General features: G+C 34.7%; 16 protein-coding genes and 3 pseudogenes. 5 read left to right on the top strand and 14 right to left on the bottom strand.

Annotated features, from left to right (window positions below; all coding sequences use genetic code 11):
- A partial coding sequence (locus B5D12_RS04840) for a UPF0236 family transposase-like protein (RefSeq protein ID WP_200802998.1) occupies positions 1-343 on the top strand: 343 nt, incomplete at its 5' end.
- A gap of 336 nt (positions 344-679) precedes the next feature.
- A complete protein-coding gene (locus B5D12_RS04835) occupies positions 680-1,015 on the top strand; it encodes a phage holin family protein (RefSeq protein WP_078755735.1) in 336 nt (111 codons plus the stop codon).
- 182 nt (positions 1,016-1,197) lie between these two features.
- On the opposite strand, the gene B5D12_RS04830 is transcribed toward B5D12_RS04835, so the two are convergent.
- Positions 1,198-2,406 (bottom strand): NAD(P)/FAD-dependent oxidoreductase, encoded by a 1,209-nt coding sequence (locus tag B5D12_RS04830; RefSeq protein ID WP_078755734.1) that lies wholly within the window; start codon positions 2,404-2,406, stop codon positions 1,198-1,200.
- Between the two features lie 491 nt (positions 2,407-2,897).
- Here B5D12_RS04830 and B5D12_RS04825 point away from each other — a divergent pair, with 491 nt between their 5' ends.
- Entirely contained in the window at positions 2,898-3,245 is a 348-nt protein-coding gene (locus B5D12_RS04825; RefSeq protein ID WP_078755733.1) for a zinc ribbon domain-containing protein YjdM, read from the top strand.
- A gap of 545 nt (positions 3,246-3,790) precedes the next feature.
- Here B5D12_RS04825 and B5D12_RS04820 read toward each other — a convergent pair.
- From B5D12_RS04820 to B5D12_RS04805, 4 genes are all read right to left on the bottom strand, one after another.
- The gene (locus B5D12_RS04820; protein WP_078755732.1) at positions 3,791-4,411 is read right to left on the bottom strand and encodes a CadD family cadmium resistance transporter; all 621 of its coding nucleotides are present in this window, start codon (positions 4,409-4,411) and stop codon (positions 3,791-3,793) included.
- 916 nt (positions 4,412-5,327) lie between these two features.
- Positions 5,328-5,987 carry a DUF6199 family natural product biosynthesis protein gene (locus B5D12_RS04815; RefSeq protein WP_078755731.1) on the bottom strand — a complete coding sequence of 220 codons (660 nt, stop codon included), beginning with the start codon at positions 5,985-5,987 and terminating at the stop codon, positions 5,328-5,330.
- Between the two features lie 2 nt (positions 5,988-5,989).
- Positions 5,990-7,774: a hypothetical protein gene (locus B5D12_RS04810; protein WP_078755730.1), complete on the bottom strand. Its 1,785-nt coding sequence runs from the start codon at positions 7,772-7,774 to the stop codon at positions 5,990-5,992.
- A gap of 261 nt (positions 7,775-8,035) precedes the next feature.
- Positions 8,036-8,716 (bottom strand): IS6-like element ISS1N family transposase, encoded by a 681-nt coding sequence (locus B5D12_RS04805; protein ID WP_078755729.1) that lies wholly within the window; start codon positions 8,714-8,716, stop codon positions 8,036-8,038.
- Positions 8,717-8,791: 75 nt separating this feature from the next.
- Here B5D12_RS04805 and B5D12_RS10410 point away from each other — a divergent pair.
- Positions 8,792-9,300 (top strand): annotated as a pseudogene (locus B5D12_RS10410) (transposase); the annotation flags it as partial.
- A gap of 339 nt (positions 9,301-9,639) precedes the next feature.
- Here the strand turns inward: B5D12_RS10410 and B5D12_RS04795 are convergent.
- The 6 genes from B5D12_RS04795 to B5D12_RS04770 form a co-directional block, all read right to left on the bottom strand.
- Positions 9,640-10,479, bottom strand: a complete 840-nt coding sequence (locus B5D12_RS04795; protein WP_078755727.1) for an endonuclease/exonuclease/phosphatase family protein — start codon at positions 10,477-10,479, stop codon at positions 9,640-9,642.
- A 29-nt stretch (positions 10,480-10,508) separates the two neighbouring features.
- Positions 10,509-12,677, bottom strand: coding sequence for a PTS transporter subunit IIBC (locus tag B5D12_RS04790; protein WP_078755726.1), 2,169 nt, complete (start codon positions 12,675-12,677; stop codon positions 10,509-10,511).
- Positions 12,678-12,855: 178 nt separating this feature from the next.
- Positions 12,856-13,287: an IS3 family transposase gene (locus tag B5D12_RS04785; protein ID WP_078755725.1), complete on the bottom strand. Its 432-nt coding sequence runs from the start codon at positions 13,285-13,287 to the stop codon at positions 12,856-12,858.
- A gap of 473 nt (positions 13,288-13,760) precedes the next feature.
- Positions 13,761-14,549, bottom strand: coding sequence for a hypothetical protein (locus B5D12_RS04780; protein WP_143412039.1), 789 nt, complete (start codon positions 14,547-14,549; stop codon positions 13,761-13,763).
- A gap of 216 nt (positions 14,550-14,765) precedes the next feature.
- Positions 14,766-15,983: a tyrosine-type recombinase/integrase gene (locus tag B5D12_RS04775; protein ID WP_001291561.1), complete on the bottom strand. Its 1,218-nt coding sequence runs from the start codon at positions 15,981-15,983 to the stop codon at positions 14,766-14,768.
- Between the two features lie 81 nt (positions 15,984-16,064).
- Positions 16,065-16,247 (bottom strand): excisionase, encoded by a 183-nt coding sequence (locus B5D12_RS04770; RefSeq protein WP_078755723.1) that lies wholly within the window; start codon positions 16,245-16,247, stop codon positions 16,065-16,067.
- Positions 16,248-16,249: 2 nt separating this feature from the next.
- Between B5D12_RS04770 and B5D12_RS10040 the strand changes: the two are divergent.
- Positions 16,250-16,330 (top strand): annotated as a pseudogene (locus B5D12_RS10040) (XRE family transcriptional regulator); the annotation flags it as partial.
- Positions 16,331-16,389: 59 nt separating this feature from the next.
- Here the strand turns inward: B5D12_RS10040 and B5D12_RS04765 are convergent.
- The 3 genes and pseudogenes from B5D12_RS04765 to B5D12_RS10635 form a co-directional block, all read right to left on the bottom strand.
- Positions 16,390-16,575, bottom strand: a complete 186-nt coding sequence (locus tag B5D12_RS04765; RefSeq protein ID WP_011058338.1) for a cysteine-rich KTR domain-containing protein — start codon at positions 16,573-16,575, stop codon at positions 16,390-16,392.
- A 100-nt stretch (positions 16,576-16,675) separates the two neighbouring features.
- Complete coding sequence (gene tet(M), locus B5D12_RS04760; protein ID WP_078755722.1) at positions 16,676-18,595, bottom strand: tetracycline resistance ribosomal protection protein Tet(M); 1,920 nt, start codon at positions 18,593-18,595, stop codon at positions 16,676-16,678.
- A 15-nt stretch (positions 18,596-18,610) separates the two neighbouring features.
- Positions 18,611-18,658, bottom strand: a pseudogene (locus B5D12_RS10635) (hypothetical protein); the annotation flags it as partial.
- Positions 18,659-18,919: the final 261 nt, after the last annotated feature.

The raw sequence follows: 18,919 nt of genomic DNA, 5'->3' as shown, positions 1-18,919 counted from the left end.
TATCCAAAGACAAAGGGACCCTCAATATATCGGTTGTAGTGCCGAAGGTCACGTCAGCCATTGGTTAAGTGATCGTTTAAGTTCGCGACCGCTAGGATGGAGTACAACAGGAGCAGAAAACATCGCTAAAGCACGTGCTTATGACTTAAATGGTGGCGATTTAAAAACTTGGGTAATCAATCAAACCAAAGCAAAAGAAAGAGAAAGAAGAGTAGAGAAATTAGATGGCCGTGTGGGACGGAAATACGCCCGTCAGTATGATTGGAGCGGTAAAGTCGCTATCTTACACTATTCCAATAACACACGGACTCGCCAGGCTTTTGGGACAATCGCTGGTTATTGAAATCTAGTAGATTAAAGCCAGTATTCATAATGATAGCTAAAGGCGATGAAGTGAATGCTTGATAGCGAGCAGCGGCGTGGTACTAGCGTCTAGCGAGACTGGATTGGCTAAAGAAGATGCCTCTCCCTAAAGACTTCCAGATTCTCCCATGCCGCTAGAGGCTGGCTATCAAGGATATCGGTTAAAATATGGAATCCATGAAACTGGGTTCAGAGAAACATGAAAAAGTATGGTAGAGGAAAACCAACAATAATTTGACACTATCATGCCTGGTGACTAATTAGAGTATTTTATAAAAACATGGTATAATGATGTTATACCTAAGGAGGAGAATTTATGAAAAATTTATTAATTACCACCGTCGTAACCATCGTGATGAGTTATATTCTTCCTGGAGTAACTGTTAACAGTTTTATGGGAGCTTTAATATTTGCTATTATTCTTGGTATTACCAATGGGATTGTTGGAAAAATTCTTAAGACAGTCGGATGTTTATTGACAATTATTAGTTTAGGACTGTTTAACTTAGTTGTAAACGGTGCAATGGTTTTATTAGCGGATAATTTCGTTAGTGATGTTCAGATTGAAGGTCTGTTCACTGCCATTATTTTATCCATTGTGATTAGTATTTTTACTACCACTGAAAACAAAATGGAAATTGATCAACGATAATAGGACTTAAAGAAACCAGACTCAGCAAAATTGAGTCTGGTTTTTGGTTTGAGGTTCGATGGTTGATTTGATAATAAAGTACTACTCAATGTTTTTTGCTAATTAAAAAATTATAAAAATAATAAAACTTCCAAATTTTGACACGAAGCCGAAAGCCAATTCTTTCTATCTTGTTTTGTCCATTAATTATTGGTTTGGCTCGGCCATAAATAACTCATCTTTTCATCGAACTTTCCTTTTGAAAAATCCACAATCTCGATTGCTCCCATTGCGGAATAGACTGTCCCATTACCACCCACTCCATGTATAATAAAAATATCATGGTTTTCTGGATGTGGTCCTATATATGGTAATCCATCCGAAGACTCACCAAAGATAGCTTCATAAAAGTATTCAGATTTTAATTTAATCGAATTAGTTTGATAAGATTGAACCTGTTTAATTAATTTTTCAGAAATTATCTTAGCTTTATTCTCAGATAAAGTTATATTTTCTTCATCCTCCCCACCGATAATTAAACGGTTATCAGGACTTTTTCTAAAGTAAAGGTAGCTACTTGAACTTTCCCAAAACATCGTATCAGTAATCTTTTGATTGCTAATCGGTTCTGTTACAACAACAAATGAGGTCACTAAATCAATTTTCGGTAAATATTTTGAAAAACTTGGGAACACGTCATAGCCTGTCGCAATCACCAATTTATCATACTGAACACTTAAATCATCCACTACCAATTTATTTTCATCAAATGAAAAATTATGCTCGTTCACTTGAGTTTGTTCCGATATAAGCAAACCAAAATTTTCTGTTGCTCTGGTCGCCATTGCAGAAACAAAGGCCATCGGATTCAGCTCCACGTCATTTTTTGTAAGCAATCCTCCTAGAGCATCGATACCATATTCTTTTTTTAATCTCTGTTGATCTAAAAACTCTGTTTCAAAATTTAATTCATTTTGTCTAGCAACTTCTCTTTTTATTTTCAAAATTTCCTCTTCATTATTTGAAACATATAGACTATCGTTTCTTCTAAATGAAATTGTGGGGTCGTTTAACTCATTAACAATTTCTTCAATGTAATCTAACGCTTTTTGCGATCTTAAATAAAAATCATTTGATACCTTTTTATTCTTAACTTCATCAATACCCACCATTACAACATCACTCATGTATTGAATCAATCCAGTATTTAGTGAACTTGAGCCATTTGCTATTGTATCCTTATCAACTAAAAATACTTTTTTTCCTGCTCTAGCTAAACTATAGGCCGACAATAGACCACTCATGCCGCCACCAATTACTAAAACATCAACTTCATGTGTACCTTCTTGTTTTGAAAATGATGTTTCTTTTGTTAATGTTGGCCAAAATCTTTTTCCTTTAAATAAATCCATACAGCCCCTCCATCTTACTATTTATAATTGAAAAAATAATGTAACTCTCGTATTTGAAAATTAATTTAATCCACTAAAAAAAACACTTGATATTTTGCGATTAATAAATGAGATAAAAGCTACCAAAATACCAACTGACAAATATTACTTATTATTTTCTAGTATAATTTATTTTTTGATTGAAAGGTAGTAAGACGATTTACAAACTCACGTTCAATAACTTCGAAAGATTAAACTCATTAAAACTCTATTCTTTAAACCTAGTAGTAATGAGAGTTGTCTCTTGCCAAATATTTGAAAAGATAGTTTCGACAAGTATCAATAAAAACAGCGCCATTTTGGCTATTTAAATTAAATAATTATTTAATAGCACGATTATTCATACAGTGTTAGAACCTTATAAACATAACTTTTAGAACTATAATATTATTTACACCACATTTATATCATATTTTGTGGTAATATAGAGAAAACAGATTGGAGGTTTAGCAATGGAACAATTACCAAATTGCCCGCAGTGTCAGTCAACCTATACTTACGAAGATCAGTTGATGTATGTCTGTCCAGAATGTGGACATGAATGGAGCCAAGTTGAATCATCAGAAGAAAATGAAGAATTTTCAATTAAAGATTCAAATGGCAATCCATTAGTTGAAGGTGATGATGTTATTGTTATCAAAGATTTGAAAGTAAAAGGTTTTAAGCAGGCAATCAAACAAGGAACAAAAGTTAAAAACATTCGTTTGATTGATAATCCTGCAGATGGTCATGACATTGATTGTACAATAGATGGCTTTGGACAAATGAAGTTAAAATCTGAGTTTGTGAAGAAAGCATAATAAACTGAGTTATATACTTTTAAATATATTGGCTTAAATTAAAAGAGGCTGGGCAAAAACTTTTTAAATTCTGTTCAGTCATATCTATTTAATTTAAAGCGCAGTGGTTGAGTGGTCTCAAACTGCGTCTTAATGACTTGTTTGAGGCCTACTCAACTGTGCGGGGGTGAACAGACGAAGCGAAAATCATTTGATTTTCTACTTCTGGTCTACTCCCAACTATGAGGGGGTAGGCCGACGAAGCAAAAATTATTCAGTTTTCTACTTCTGGTCTACTCCCAACTGTGCGGGGGTGGACAGACAAAGCGAAAATTATTCAGTTTTCTACTTCTGGTCTACTCCCAACTGTGGGGGTTGAACAGACGAAGCGAAAATCATTTGATTTTCTCTTGACTTATTACCACTAGACTTAATGTATTTATAATTATTTATATTACATCATGCGAACGCTTTCGAGTTTACTAAAACGACAAAACAAGGTCATTATCACGATTACGATAATAACCTTGTCTTTTTATGGACTGGAATTTTTGCCCACCCTCTATCTATAAAATAAAGTTCAGAAAAGCCTCTATCGTGCCACTTTCATACATGATGTATAGTCCAAGTGGAATGAATACTAAAGGCACAATGATTCGCTCGTATTTTTCAATTGTCTCGGATATTAACGGAATAGAGGATAGCACCCGACTAAGCTCGCAAAAGATAATTATGCCGATTGCAAACACAAGCAACGCCACGAGGGTCTGTGACCAATCTAACGAAGCAAAATAAGGTATATAGATACCTAAATTATCTCCGCCAGACGCAATTGTCAGCAATGTAACTGTCCAAAACAGTTGATTTGCCTTGCTTTGTTCTAATCTTTCAATAATTTCTTCCTCTTCTTCTTCCTCACCTTCTCCAACAATTGCAAAGCGAATCCCTAAATAGATAGGGATTAAACCAAGTAATCCAACCATCCATGCTTCAGGCACGAAATTGACGACATAAGCAGCAACTAAACTCGCCCCTACAAGTAAGCCAGTGCCTAGATATTGCCCCGCATAAATATGCCATTTCTGTTTATTCTGTGATAGCTGTGCAAATAAAATAATTAAAATAATTAAATAATCGATACTGGTGGAAATATAAACACCAATAGCAGATATGATTGTCTGTCCCATAAAAAACCTCCTGTATTAGCAGTAATAAATCAGCAGATTTTAGAAGAGCACAGACACATTAACTTAGCTATCGCTAATGGATAATGTCGAACGTAGGAAAGCATTTTACTCCTCCTCAAAACGTAGTACAAAGTAAGTTCTAACTGGAATTCGATGACTACTTCCTTGTAAAGTATAACCCACTATACTTTACTAAGCAATCAAAATGTGAGATCGTCGAGGGGTCTTGCAGACGACTATTTCGGCTCTTTTGAGCCGAGTATCAGCGCACCTTTATGGTGTAATTAGCTGATACCATTTGAGGTTTGTTTATGTGGTCTCCAAAATTGTCACCTACAAAACAGATGAATTGGTTTATAACCTTAAAACTAGGTTTATGTGTTCTCCAAAATTGTTGCCAACAAAACCTCGTCGGGTTTGAATATAGGTCGTCGACAACTCTGCTTTCGCCTTACGGCTCGGCAATCGTTGGACGGACGTAGAAATAATTTAACTTCCGCCTCCGCACTTTAATTTACTTAATACTGACCTCTAGGATTCTGGCAGTCGTTATCAACCACTCATTTCGTCACATTAGTTCCTTATTCGCGGGATAACCTTGCCGGGGTAGTCCCAACAGCTCTTTCTTCGACTTCGTCTTGAAGATAGCTGGGCCCTACTCCCACTCAATAGTCCCTGGCGGCTTATCCAATTCTCCTTTTAAAATATATTTTGTTACAAAAATAGTATAACGGTAGATTGTTTAAATTCAGTAAATATCATGTAAATTTTACGTAAATATAACTAAATTTTATATCATAATTTAATACCTATTTTTTAAGACTCCTATAATAATGCACTTAGATTGATTTTAAATATGAAAGATTTTTCATATATTTCATCAAAAAAAGCCTCCTAAAAGGAGGCTTGCAGAACACTAGAACATTGACATATACATTGAGGCAAAATAGAGACTAACTAATATTAAGAATATTCCGCCTACTTTTGTGGTAAAAATATAAAATTCACTCGGTTCTGCATCTTTAATCGTCAATCTCACTGAAAATCTTGATATTTCTTCAGCAAATTTAAAGACAAGAATCCCAATAATCAATAAAACAAAGACTCTCAAAGATGATAAGAGGATGGAGAAATTATTGTTGCGTATTTCGGCTTGATTCTCTTTAGCATTGGCATAAGCGACATTTAATACTCCATCCAGTATATCTGAATCTTGATCTTTAGCTACCACTTCATTATCCTTGATTTCATAAGCAATGGTTTCATTAGGACTGATAAATTCTTTAGTTAAGAAATTCAGTTTACCAGTCACATTGTTAATATCCTCATTGTTGTCAATGGTCATAATTGTATTAAGGAAGATGGTGTGGCTGATACTCTGTAGCCTCTCATACTCAGGAACACTCCCCGCTTGGCTTTGATTAATTCCTTCATATTTTTCTGCTTGTTCAAGAGCTACTTCATTTAAGGCTTCATAGCGGGTAGCGACAGGAACGGTGGGCCAAAAGGAATGAATCCAGGAACCTACTAAAGCAATCAATACCACTCCCAGTAATATGTAATACCATTTTTTCATATCTATTCCTCCTCTTCCTTAATAATTTCAAAGGATTCAAAGGATTCAAGGGTATATGAAGGTAACAAATTAATTCTAAATTTATCCAACCGAATCCCATTATTACGAATCAATCCTGTCAATTTATCCCCTATTTCAACTTCCTCTTTTATTAAATCCTCTGGTACTTGAATTAGGATTGAACTTCCTCTACTTCCTGTTTCAAAAATATAAAAGCCATTTTCTACATTAATTTCAACAATTTCACCCTGATAATTCCGAAAATCAAAATCTACACTATAGCTATTAGAAAAATTATCCATCACTCTTGAATAATAATCACTATAGATTAATGGTGTGACAAAATCTTCGTCTAAAATCGGTTCTTCAGACATGATTGATATATCATTTTCAACTTCCCCAATTAAATTTGTTTCATCATTTATTAAAGGCTCTAGCTTAAGGTTTGCTAATGACTCTGTGTAGTTAGGAGCTTCACCCGCTGCTATTTCATCAGTCAAATCACGCCTTAAATATAGGACACCCTTTTTGAGACCTTCTTTTAATAGAGTAATATCTCCTAATTGAAAATCTTCATCCGTTTCTATCCATTGATCAAAAGCTGACTTGATTTCCTCTTGACTCAAACTACTATCTAATGTTTTAGTAAAAATTGAAAAATAATTAAATAAATCATCATACTTATAACCTTGCTTGAGAATTTCATCATAAAAGTTTAACTTATTGTTGGCCAACCTCAACTCGATTAAATGACGATCATCATAAATACCTGAGTACATATAGAGTTCAAAATCTCGTCCAGGATAAAAATAAGCGGTATTGGAATCATTACCATAGCTATATAGCCCCTTTGCATCTTGGAGATACTTATTGACCTTAAATAATTCTAAAAGGATACGATTGAGATATTCGCGATTAACAAGTGGATTTTCTATCTCCGGATAATCTTCACTAAATATATTGGGGATATCTTCAATTTCATAATCTATCATATTATGATCATAATCAACATCCCAATTACCATGCAATTCATTAATGATTAATTGATTTGCCTGATTATGGTATTCAATGGCCAGATTTGCTTGCTCCTCATTATACTGATTGATAATATCAGTACTAATTAATAAGTCATTTTCTTGTTCTTCTGGTAGACTCCAAGCGTAGTTTGGATAGATTTCGTCATCAATTTCATCACTCAAATCTCTTTCTACGGATATAGTACTCGTGTCACGAGTGACTTTAACTTCTCCGATTTGATAAGGAGCATCGGATTGAAAATTCTCTTTATAACCCTGGTATATTTCATCCGCCGTAAGAGAGTTATCTAAGGTCTTAACGACTCTACCTAACAAATCAAATTCATCATTAGAACCTAAGGGTAATCTAGAATTTCTGAAGGTAATTTTAAGTGCTTGACCTTGATTATTATCGGTAGATTCGAAGGTCCAAGCTTGATTATCACGATCAAAGATAATAAACCTTCCTTCGTCAAGATCAGATGCGTCATAATACTCATTCTTAACTAAAGGAGGATCAAAATTATACTCACTAATATAGTTTATTTCAGACCGTAGTTCTTCATAAGCACGATTTATCCAAGCGGATTCAGTCATAACTTCTTCTTCTCCTGAATAATCTTCAGAATAAATATCCTCAGGTTCAAAGATTTTAACTAATACTTTAAATAGATCTTCTTCTACGGATTCTATTTCAAATGCCTTAATATTTATTGGAGATATTAACAATACAAATATGAATACGGTAATCCAGCTCATTCTCTTAAACATGACTTCCCCCCTAAAAATGGTATTATATAATTTAATTATAGTTTAACATTTCAAAATTTAATTCACAATTTATTAGGTTTTATCTATGTATAGACAATAGAAAAATAAAATAAATAAAAAAAGTCTGTTGAATTCAACAGACTTATTCTAGCAAATAATATTCAATTAGTTACCTAAATCTTCGCCATTACTTTCAATGACTTTTTTGGTTCTGTTGCGAAGTTTGAAAATCAAACGCGCCCTCTCTGAACTTCAAATATCTTAGGCTGTTATTCCCATTAATACCTTGATTTCAGTAGACACCGAAAAGCCGAAGAGCGTTCCATTTCTTCGGTTCTTTTTATATATTCCTCGAATGGTCTCCATGCCCTTAATCGTGGAAAAGGCTGTACGGAGACTTTGATAAAATTTATTTCGTCGTTTAATAGGTCGATGGTCTTGTTCTATTAAATTGTTAAGATACTTCACAGTTCGGTGCTCTGTCTTAGTATATAAACCCACACTCTGTAACTTTCTAAAGGCGGAGCCAAGAGAAGGTGCTTTATCGGTCACAATTGCTTTCGGCTCACCAAACTGTTTATGGAGTCGTTTTAAGAAAGCATAGGCTGCTTGCGTATCCCGTTTCTTTCGTAACCAGATATCTAAGGTTAAGCCGTCCGCATCAATTGCACGATAAAGATAATGCCAACGTCCCTTAATTTTGATATAGGTTTCGTCCATTTTCCATGAATAGAAAGATTGTCTATTTTTCTTCTTCCAAAGATAATAGAGGACTTTGCTGTACTCTTGCACCCAACGATAAATCGCAGTATGACAAACATTTATTCCACGATCATATAACAATTCCTGAACTTCACGATAGCTTAGATTGTAACGCAGGTAGTAACCAACAGCGACAATAATGACGTCTTTTTTGAATTGTTTGCCTTTAAAATGATTCATTACTCTGTCCTCTCTGTCTTTTTTCTCAATTTTACACTAAAATAGATTTTTTGGAAAACTTTGCAACAGAACCCTTGGGATGAAAAAGAAATCTATTATCACTCTATTCCATATCATGCTGCTTCATGGACTAGGCCCCGTCGAGTATGTATTCGTTCAACTCGAGAAGCCGGTGAGTTACTATTCAGCCATGTCTTTATTATTACGAGTTTCTCTAAGAACATTTCTCCTAAAAGAGTTTTGAAACTTATAATAAGCGTGGAACTATGGAAAATTATATTAAAGAAGCTAAAAACGGCTTTTATTTTGACAAAACAGATAGCCCTCGATTTATTGAAAACCATGCCCGCATGTTGATTAGTGTTTTAGCTTATAATGTCATCAACTTTATACGTACGATCTGTTTTGAAAATAGTTGGAAAACTCTTCAAATTGACACTATTCGCCTACGTCTATTCAAAGTTGCCGGGAAACTAGTAAGTACAGCTAGAAAAATGTATTTGAAACACTCTAGTTCACACGTCTACCAAACAGAATTTTACGACGTGTTTCAGCGAATCCAGCGGATTCGATATTATATTTAGTAAAATTCCGATTTTAAAAAAGTGATTGTTGCCCAGAGATTCGTGTGCCTAAAAACAAATAGTTGATACTAATAAAGTAGATTTCATCTGATAAGTACTTAAACATTTAAGGAAAACTGCAAATATTTAGAATCACGTTTAAATTACTGCAGAAAAACATAAAATAACTAATAAACTAGAAGTATGAATTATCCAGGATTAATAACTCAATTTTAATACCAATCCCACTTATCCTTACTTTCTTTATAGGTGCCTGGCTAGATATTTAATAATTAGTGAAGTTAATAGATACTCAAAAACCCGCTAGCAGAAATCTGCTGGCGGGTTTCTTCATTATATTTAATTAAATTCGACTGCTACTCCAAAGTGATCGCTCACGATGGGTTCTTTTTTGCCATCAAAAACAACTCGGTATTTTTTAACTTCTCCCGGGTAATCCGTAAAGATATAATCGATTCTTTTTTCATCTGTATGGCCTTCCCATCCGTCAATATCACTCAAAACGGTTGCAGATCCAATCTTTTCTTCTGCCTGAACATAGGCATCTTTTAGTTGAGGAGCCGTAGTTTTTATATAGTCATAGCCCTCGTCTCTAAGCTCTGCCTCATTGTTGAAATCACCCATAAAAAGATGAGTCTTCTGACTCTCTTTTTCAATATGAGGAAGGGTATTATCCCATTCATACTTGAATAAATGATTACCTGATGGATCTAACCACCAAGAGTAGTGGCATGAAAAGACTACCCATTCTTTACCTTCAAGGCTTACATTACCTTTTAGAACTCTTCTGGTGTAGTGATTCGCATAATCCGATATTTCAGATACTAAGAAACTTTCTGGACTGAAAGGTGTTTTGGATAAAATAGCCACACCTTCATCGTACACATCATAGCCAATATGATTGGCTGTCCAACTCCAATAGTAATGAAGTCCACGCTCTTTTAGCAACTGAACGATGAGATATGCAAAGTTATCTTCCTTTATAGCAACAGGATACATTTCTCCAGAAGCTTGGATAAATAAATCGTCCACAATTTCTTTCGCTTCCATCGTTTGATTAATTTCCTGAAGAGCGATAATTTGAAAATCTTCTTTGGCAATATAATCAACGATTTGTCTTAATTTTAATTCTGGATCCTCTTCCATCCAAGAATGAGTATTCAATGTTAAAACGTTCAATTTATTTCTCCATTCTAACCAATGTTTCTTTATTTCACTCGACCAATCTCTGTATCTTCGGAGATATCATGCGTTTGAATTAACTCAAAGTCTTGATTTTCTGTCAAGTTCGTAAAAACAACCATGATAGTGGTTTCTTTTCCTGCTTTTTTAATCGAATCCAAGTCCATTTCAGCTATTTTATCTCCAGCAATTACTTCTTGGCCTGCTTCAACAAAGATTTCAAAACCTTCACCTTCTAATTCAACTGTATCTATTCCTAAATGAATAAGTACTTCAATTCCACTTGCTGTTTTAATACCAATTGCATGTTTGGTTGGGAAGACGCTTTGAATTGTACCATCTACTGGAGAGACTACTGTATTTGTTGAAGGGGTTACTGCATAACCATCACCCATCATTTTATGAGAAAATACTTCATCATTTACTTCAGTAATCGGAAGCACTTCACCTTTTGCTACAGGGAAAATTACTGTTGCGAGTCCTTTTGAATCTGTAGCCACTACTTTCTTTTCATCCATTTCAGGTGTTTCATCAAGTTTAGGTTCTGGAATAGCTGCATTAGAGCTCAATACATCCATAATATCAGATTTTAAAACATCTGCTTTCGGTCCATAAACTGCTTGAACTCCTTTATCTTTCTTCACAAGCCCCATTGCGCCTGCTTTTTTCCAAGCGTTTTCGTCTCCAACAGAATCAATATCCTTAACAGAAACACGTAAGCGAGTCATACAAGCATCTACATCTGTAATGTTTTCTTTACCACCTAATAAGTGAATAATATCATACACTTGTTGTGTAGCATCTACAGGCACTCCATTTTCAGATGCTACTTCTCCACCTTCGTAATTTCCATTACGTCCTTTTGTTGCATAATTGAATTTCTTAATTAAGAAGTTTGCAATAAAGTAAGTCAATATTCCGAATAGAAGGGTTACCCAAACAAAGTTAATTAAATCCATACCTAGTCCCGCACGAATCGCTAATGGCGTACGTGTAAGCAATTCAATGTTACCAAACGAGTGAACACGTAAGTTTACGATATCAGCCATCGCAAATGCTGCTCCTTGGATTACCGCATAAACGATATACAAAGGCATAGCTGCGAACATAAACATAAACTCAAGCGGTTCTGTAACACCTGTTAAAAATACAGCTAAAGCAGCTGATACATACATTGATTTATGTGTTTTTCGTTTGTCTTTATCGACATTTTTATACATGGCATAAGATAGACCCATTAAGATACCTGATGATCCAATCATTTGTCCGACTTTAAAACGAGCAGGAACTACGTTATTTAATAACGTTTGGTACGTAGCAGTATCACCAGCAGCGTCTAAGTTAATTAAATCTCTTACCCATGCTAACCATAGAGGGTCTTGACCGTATACCATAGAACCCTGTTGTGCACCAGTTAATACTTCATAGGTTCCTCCAAGAGGTGTGTAGTTAATTGGAATAGTTAACATGTGGTGTAAACCAAATGGTAATAATAAACGCTCTAATGTACCAAATAAGAATGGAGCTAAGACTGGAGCTGATTCTTGTGATTCAGCAATCCATACACCGAAACTATTAATACCACTTTGAATAAATGGCCAAACAATAGCTAATACAATTGAAGCAATTAAAGACCATAAGATAACAACAAACGGCACAAATCGTTTTCCGTTAAAGAAGGATAAGGCATCGGGTAGTTTTCTAAAATTATAATATTTATTGTAAGCATTCGCTCCCATAAATCCTGCAATAATACCGACGAAAACCCCCATATTTAAAGCTGGTGCCTCTAAAACACTAACAAAATAACCATCAATTGGTATTTCTGCTCCAAATAATGTTTGTGTAACCGCATTTGGGTCAGCTAACATTTCACTGGTTACGCCAAAAATCGCTCCTGTAATTCGGTTAATTAGAATAAAACTGATCCCGGCAGCGAAGGCACCCCCAGCTCTATCTTTTGCCCAACTTCCACCGATTGCTAATGCAAATAAGATATGTAAATTTCCAATAATTGCCCAACCAATATTCTCAATTACACTACCAATCGAAATCAAAGCTTGCATATCTGGATTAATTAGAGGAAGTGATCCACCAATACTAATCATTAAACCTGCAGCTGGCATAACAGCAATAACGCCCATTAGGGCTTTCCCGAATTTTTGCCAAAATTCAAAATTAAATATTTTTTTCAACTTTCTTCTCCTTGTCTTCTTTTATTTTTTATATTTCAAAAAATTGTGAATCTGGTATTGTCACCTTCCATCTTATAAACGTTTAGCAACACAATTTATGTCTTTGAAATATAACAAGAATTACATAAATATTCTACTAAAAAAATAAGGATAGGTCAACACTTTATCGGACCACTTGCTAAGTTGCACATGCCAATTGCTTGGCTGACCATTTATTGAGGAACTCAATTGGACTGAGATACCCCAAACGCTTCTGCTTTCGCTGTCGATTGTAATAGACTTCTATGTATTCAAATACTTTCTGTCTCGCAAGTTCTCTGCTTGGGTAGAATTGCCAATGTATGATTTCCTTTTTCAAAACAGAGAAGAAGCTCTCGCTCCAAGCATTATCTCCTGGCTTACCCACTCGGGAGAAGCTCTGTTGCCAGCCGTATTGTGCGGCACATTGTTGTACTTCTTTTGATGTATATTGACTGCCACGATCCGCATGAAAGATTGTTCCTTCTGGGATGTGCCAACGTTGTTTCTCTGACTGCATGGTCTTTATCACTAGTTCTTTGGTCATACGCTCTTGCTGCAAGCTAGCTAGCACGGTATTGCTGATTTTCAATAATAACTTTCATTCCCGTCGTCTCATCCATAGCCACTAAATCACAACGGTACGAACCAACATAAACTTCCTTTTCAAGATCGGTTAATGTTAATCATTCAATAACTCAATATTCTCTTCTTTAGCTACCCAATTCGAAAAATCATATTGCTCATGTATCCATAATTCTCTTATTTTCACTTCTTCTAATCTTCCAAGCGCTCTATTCATACTTATTATTTCACCCACCAAAATTTTTATTTATACAAATTTTTGTTCATGATCTTCCAATTAAATTGACTGTTTAGCTTTGCGTTACTAAATTTTTAAAAAACAATATATAATTATGGGCTGATTTTCTGTCAAATTATTCCCAACCATCTCCTCAAGTCTACATTCTTTCTGCTCGTCGAATTCTATGTACTTGATATGAAGATGGGGTAACATCACTCTGATTAGCTAACGGATTTCATTGGTTTTTTATAAAATAATCATCAAAATTCTAAATAGTATAATAATTTACTATTATAGTCTTTATCACTATTTTCTTCGAAGTTTGATTTTATTCCAAATCCACCTGCTACTGCTTTTATGTTTGCTGCCATACTTTTAGAAATATTTGCACTACTCGAATTGCTTAACTCAATCGTAATATCTAAAATATTATGTTTATTAGTTTCTGAGCATCGCATTTCAATTAAATTTTTTATATTATTATCTGTCGAAAACCACTTTAGTGACGGTCTTATAGGTTCATTAGAATTCGAAAAATTCCCTACTGCTAATGATTTTTGCACAACTGATTTACTTGAACTTAATGAAACATCTACATCAGAATTAGTTACGTTTAACTGACTATTAAATTTATGTTTGCCGGAATATTCCTCAGCTGAAAATTCTACCATTTCTACCCTATAATGCTTTGCACCCAGGCAAAATGCAATATTCTGTAATTCTGCAATTTTTGACTGCTGGATATTGCTATAGTAACTTTCGATACTGATAAAAGTAGTTCTATCAAGTGGGTCTACTAAGTAAATATCATCCACAATAAGTGCTGGTACAAAGTTAATTTTACTTAATTTTAATGCTTCATCATATATATGAAATATTTCAACGCCTTTTTCCTTACTTGTCCAGCCTATTGAACCTTCACATACATCGATTCCTTTTCTTACTGCGTCATCAACAATTCTTATCATATTTGGAACATTATATTCTTCACTAGTATATTCATCCATGAATAATGGATTGTATTTGCGAAGCCTATTATTATAATCCATATCTTGTGCCGCAATCTGTAACTAATTCTTTCTTTTTATTATAAACAAAGTATAAATTTCTAATTATCTTTTTATATTTTCTTAAATGCTCGTAAAGCCTTATTCTATGTGCTTTCGAGTATTTTTACTGTAGGAAGATACTTCACGTTTCTTTGCATATTTCCTCATGTCTTAGCTGTCAGAAGTGGTAAATAAGTAGTAAATTCATTTGTACTACTAAGCAACAAGACGCTCCTGTTGCTTCTCTTTATTCAAGCGTTTCATTTCTGCCATTGCAGAATCGAATGTTGCATGTGCGTAATAGTTCAGCGTCATGGCTATATTAGCATGTCCCATAATGTACTGTAATGCCTTTGGATTCATTCCTGCATTTGCATAGTTGGTACAGAATGTATGTCGCAAACTATGTGGAGTGATGTGTGGCAATTTATCCTCGTTATACTTATTGTATTTCTTAACAAGACCTTTCATCATGCCGTTGTAATCACTTGCCACTTTTGGATAGTTCTTTCTATTAAGAAAGAGGAAATCACTATATCCATCAATCTCAACACGCTTATCATTCTTTCGATTCGCTAACACTCGCTTAAATGCTTGATAGGCTTCTTCAACCATAGGAACTTGACGTTCGCCACTTTTGGTCTTTGGTGTTTCAATGTAGTACCCAATTTCAGTATCTCTCAATAGCTGATGGTCTATATTGACAAGACGATTCTCAAAATCTAAATCTGGAAGTGTCAAACCACCAAACTCTGAAATACGAAGACCTGTTTTTAAGAGTATCAGAATTTCATCATAATTTTTGCTGTAGGTTTTATCAGCTTTTGCAAAGGCTAACAGTTTTTCTTCCTGTTCTTCTGTTAGTACGGTCTTAGGGACAGTATCATCATCAAGAACTGCTTTCAGTTGAAAGTCAAATGGATTCTTCCGAACACAATCATCTTGTATAGCAATATAGAATGAAGCCTTTAAAGAACGTTTGTAGTTATTGATGGTTTGATAAGCATAACCATTTTCACTCATTCTAATAGCCCATTCTTTAGCGTCTGATGGCTTAATACTGTCAATACTTCTTACACCTAACTTGTCTTTCTTCAAAATATCCATAAGATATTTGCGTCCAGTTTCAGTGTTTTTTCTAACCTTTGGTCTTTGAGCGTTCTGTTTTGCGTAAAGCTGGCAGAGTGTCATTTTCTTTCCTACAACATCAATACCATCATGAATGTCTTTCTGTAACTCTGCGATTTTCTCTCTAAGTGAGATACAATCACGCTTTCCTGCTGGTACTCGGTCTGTAGCCACAAGTTTCCACGAGTAAACAAATTGCGGTTCTCCAAATGAATCTATATATTTGTATAAGTATCTTCCGTCTTTTCGTTGGCTCTCTCCAGTCTTTAAGATTCGACCTTTATTGTCACGTCTTTTTTCTGACATGGCATTTGCTCCTTTCCTTTATGGAAAGAGCCTTGATACGACTTAATACTATTTTATCATATACAAGACCCTTTGGCGACGCTAGATTGCGTCCAATGTATCTATAATTTTTTCAAATTGTTTTCGTTTAATCTGAATACGATTGCCATTCATAATCAGCCAATTTGCATTTTTATTTTCCTCTGCCAAGCGTCGTAGCTTGTTTTCGCCAATACGAAAGTATTTTGACGCTTCTTCAATGGTTAGGGTATAACGTTCCCAAATAGGATAGCTTTACAGACAAAGAACTATCCTTAATGGAATCTTTAGCCAGCGGTATCAACGAAGCAAGAAACATCGAAGACTAATTAAAAGAATCCATACATAACGGAAAGAGCCGATAAAATGAGATTGTATTAATCTCATTTTATCGGCTCTGCGTCTTTGCGTCTGGCTCTGTAATCACAGTTACTTTGAACTGCTTTATTTCAATTAAATTTTCTTGTCTGCATTTCGGACAATAGAGGGGGAATTTTTTTAATTCAGTATCTTCCCTTATCTTTAATCGTGTTTTATTTCCACATACAGGACACAATATCCACTTGTAGTTTATAATAACTATCTCCTCCTTTACACTTTAATTCAAATCTTTATTAAAAAATATTTCATCTTATTTAACAAGAAACCATATTTATATAACAACATAAAATACACTAAGTTATTTTATTGAACATATATCGTACTTTATCTATCCGACTATTTGGACGACGGGGCTGGCAAACAGGTTCACCGGTAGTAACATGGTACCCTTTTAACTCTGTTAAACAAACACTACGTCCATTTGTAAAGAAAGTTAAATCACTACGATATTCTTGAATACACCGAGCAGGGATTTCTCCACTAAGAATGACCTCATTATTTTTCAATTGAGTGTCTACGATGTTCGCACAATATTTAGGAGCATCGTTGTATGCTCGTGAAAGATATTCCTGTGGCGCATAAATTTTAAAACTAAGATATGGCTCTAACAATTCTGTTCCAGCTTTTTTTAAGACTTGTTCCAATACAATAGGAGCAAGCATCCGAAAATCTGCTGGAGTACTAACAGGGCTATAGTATAAACCGTACTTAAAACAGATTTTACAATCCGTCACATTCCAACCATATAATCCTTGTTCGCAACCATAGCGTATCCCTTCCATAACTGCATTTTGAAATGATTGATTTAAGTATCCAAGAGAAACCGAGCTCTCATACTGCATTCCACTTCCCAACGGAAGCGGTGATACAGATAAACCAATGGAAGCCCAGAAAGGATTTGGCGGCACTTCGATGTGAATGGTATATTCTGCATTTTTTAACGGTCTCTCCATATAAATGACTGTAGGCTCTTTTAGTTCTATCTCCACATGATACTTTTCTTGCAACAGTGCACTAATCACTTCCATTTGTACTTTCCCTAAGAAAGAAAGTATAATTTCATGTGTCGTAGAATCCACGTAATATCGTAGAAGCGGATCACTATCTGAGATTTCCAAAAGGGCATCAAGCAACATTTCTCTCTGTTCAGGTTTACTCGGTTCAACAGTTGTTTGTAGTAGAGGGTGCGGATTTTCAATCTTTTTTCTCTGTGGCAATAGTTTTGTATCTCCAAGAACACTATTTAACTTCAAAAACTCATTTTGCAAAATAACAATTTCTCCGGAATAAGCCTTATCGATTTTACATAATTCACCATTTATTGAAGTATACATTTCTGTAATTTTTATTTTTTCCTTTTCCGATATTCTAACCGAATCTCGCAAATGCAGTACGCCACTATAAAGACGTATATATGCAAGACGTTGTCTTTTTTTTGTATATTCAATTTTGAAAACATTTCCGCAAAGTTCAGACGGACCTCGATGTGTTGATGAATAAAATTTATTCGTAATCACTTCTATAAGGTTATCAATCCCTATATTGTTTTTTGCACTTCCGTGATAAACAGGGAACAGGGAACAATTCTGAAATCTTATGCTTTCCTCTTGTTCGAGTTCCAATGCTTCTAATGATTTACCGGACATATATTTCTCTAAAAGGTCATCGTTTCCCTCTATTACCGTATCCCATTGTTCAGATTCGGTAAAGTTCGTCACACACATATTAGGATACAGTTCTACCTTCTGTTTGATTACAATTTCGGCAGAAAGTTTCTCTTTAATATCCTGATAAACCGTTGATAAATCAATTCCATTTTGGTCAATCTTATTGATAAAAAAGATTGTGGGAATCCCCATTTTCCTAAGTGCATGAAATAATATACGAGTTTGTGCTTGTACGCCATCTTTTGCAGAAATCAGTAGAATTGCCCCATCTAAAACTGATAATGAACGATATACTTCTGCTAAGAAATCCATATGTCCTGGCGTGTCTATGATGTTCACCTTCGTATTTTCCCACTGAAAAGAGGTTATTCCTGTCTGAATTGTAATTCCTCTCTGACGTTCTAAAAGCGTATTATCCGTACTCGTTGTACCTTTGTCCACGCTTCCTAATTCTGTAATCGCTCCACTGTTATATAATAAGCTTTCTGTTAAGGTAGTTTTTCCTGCATCAACATGAGCTAAAACTCCAATATTAATAATTTTCATGTGATTTTCCTCCATTCAAAAGCCCAAAAGGGCATAAAAATCCCAGTGATAAATACTCTTATCACTGGGATTTTTATGCATAACCATAGGCATACAAAGCATACAGATATTCTCCGGATACTTTAGAATCACATGATAAAGGTATTCTTAAACTGGGTACAAAAAACTAAGCCCTCCTAAAAAAGGACATCCAATTATTTGTTCCCACTATCAAATTGACAGTTTATTTAAGAATACCTTGCCGCATATTTATTAACTCCTTTTAAATAGATACTTAAATAATAGCACGTAAGAGCATATTTGTAAAGGAATCTCCAATTTTTT

The organism is Globicatella sulfidifaciens DSM 15739, assembly GCF_900167405.1.
Taxonomy (GTDB): Bacteria; Bacillota; Bacilli; order Lactobacillales; family Aerococcaceae; genus Globicatella; species Globicatella sulfidifaciens.
This window is presented reverse-complemented; position numbering and strand designations above follow the sequence as displayed.

Excerpts from the sequence above, each read along its gene's own strand:
- B5D12_RS04815 (WP_078755731.1), bottom strand. The coding sequence starts at position 5,987 with ATGAAAAAATGGTATTACATATTACTGGGAGTGGTATTGATTGCTTTA.
- B5D12_RS04830 (WP_078755734.1), bottom strand. The coding sequence starts at position 2,406 with ATGGATTTATTTAAAGGAAAAAGATTTTGGCCAACATTAACAAAAGAA.
- B5D12_RS04835 (WP_078755735.1), top strand. The coding sequence starts at position 680 with ATGAAAAATTTATTAATTACCACCGTCGTAACCATCGTGATGAGTTAT.
- B5D12_RS04775 (WP_001291561.1), bottom strand. The coding sequence starts at position 15,983 with ATGTCAGAAAAAAGACGTGACAATAAAGGTCGAATCTTAAAGACTGGA.
- B5D12_RS04810 (WP_078755730.1), bottom strand. The coding sequence starts at position 7,774 with ATGTTTAAGAGAATGAGCTGGATTACCGTATTCATATTTGTATTGTTA.
- B5D12_RS04820 (WP_078755732.1), bottom strand. The coding sequence starts at position 4,411 with ATGGGACAGACAATCATATCTGCTATTGGTGTTTATATTTCCACCAGT.
- B5D12_RS04805 (WP_078755729.1), bottom strand. The coding sequence starts at position 8,716 with ATGAATCATTTTAAAGGCAAACAATTCAAAAAAGACGTCATTATTGTC.
- B5D12_RS04780 (WP_143412039.1), bottom strand. The coding sequence starts at position 14,549 with ATGGATTATAATAATAGGCTTCGCAAATACAATCCATTATTCATGGAT.
- B5D12_RS04825 (WP_078755733.1), top strand. The coding sequence starts at position 2,898 with ATGGAACAATTACCAAATTGCCCGCAGTGTCAGTCAACCTATACTTAC.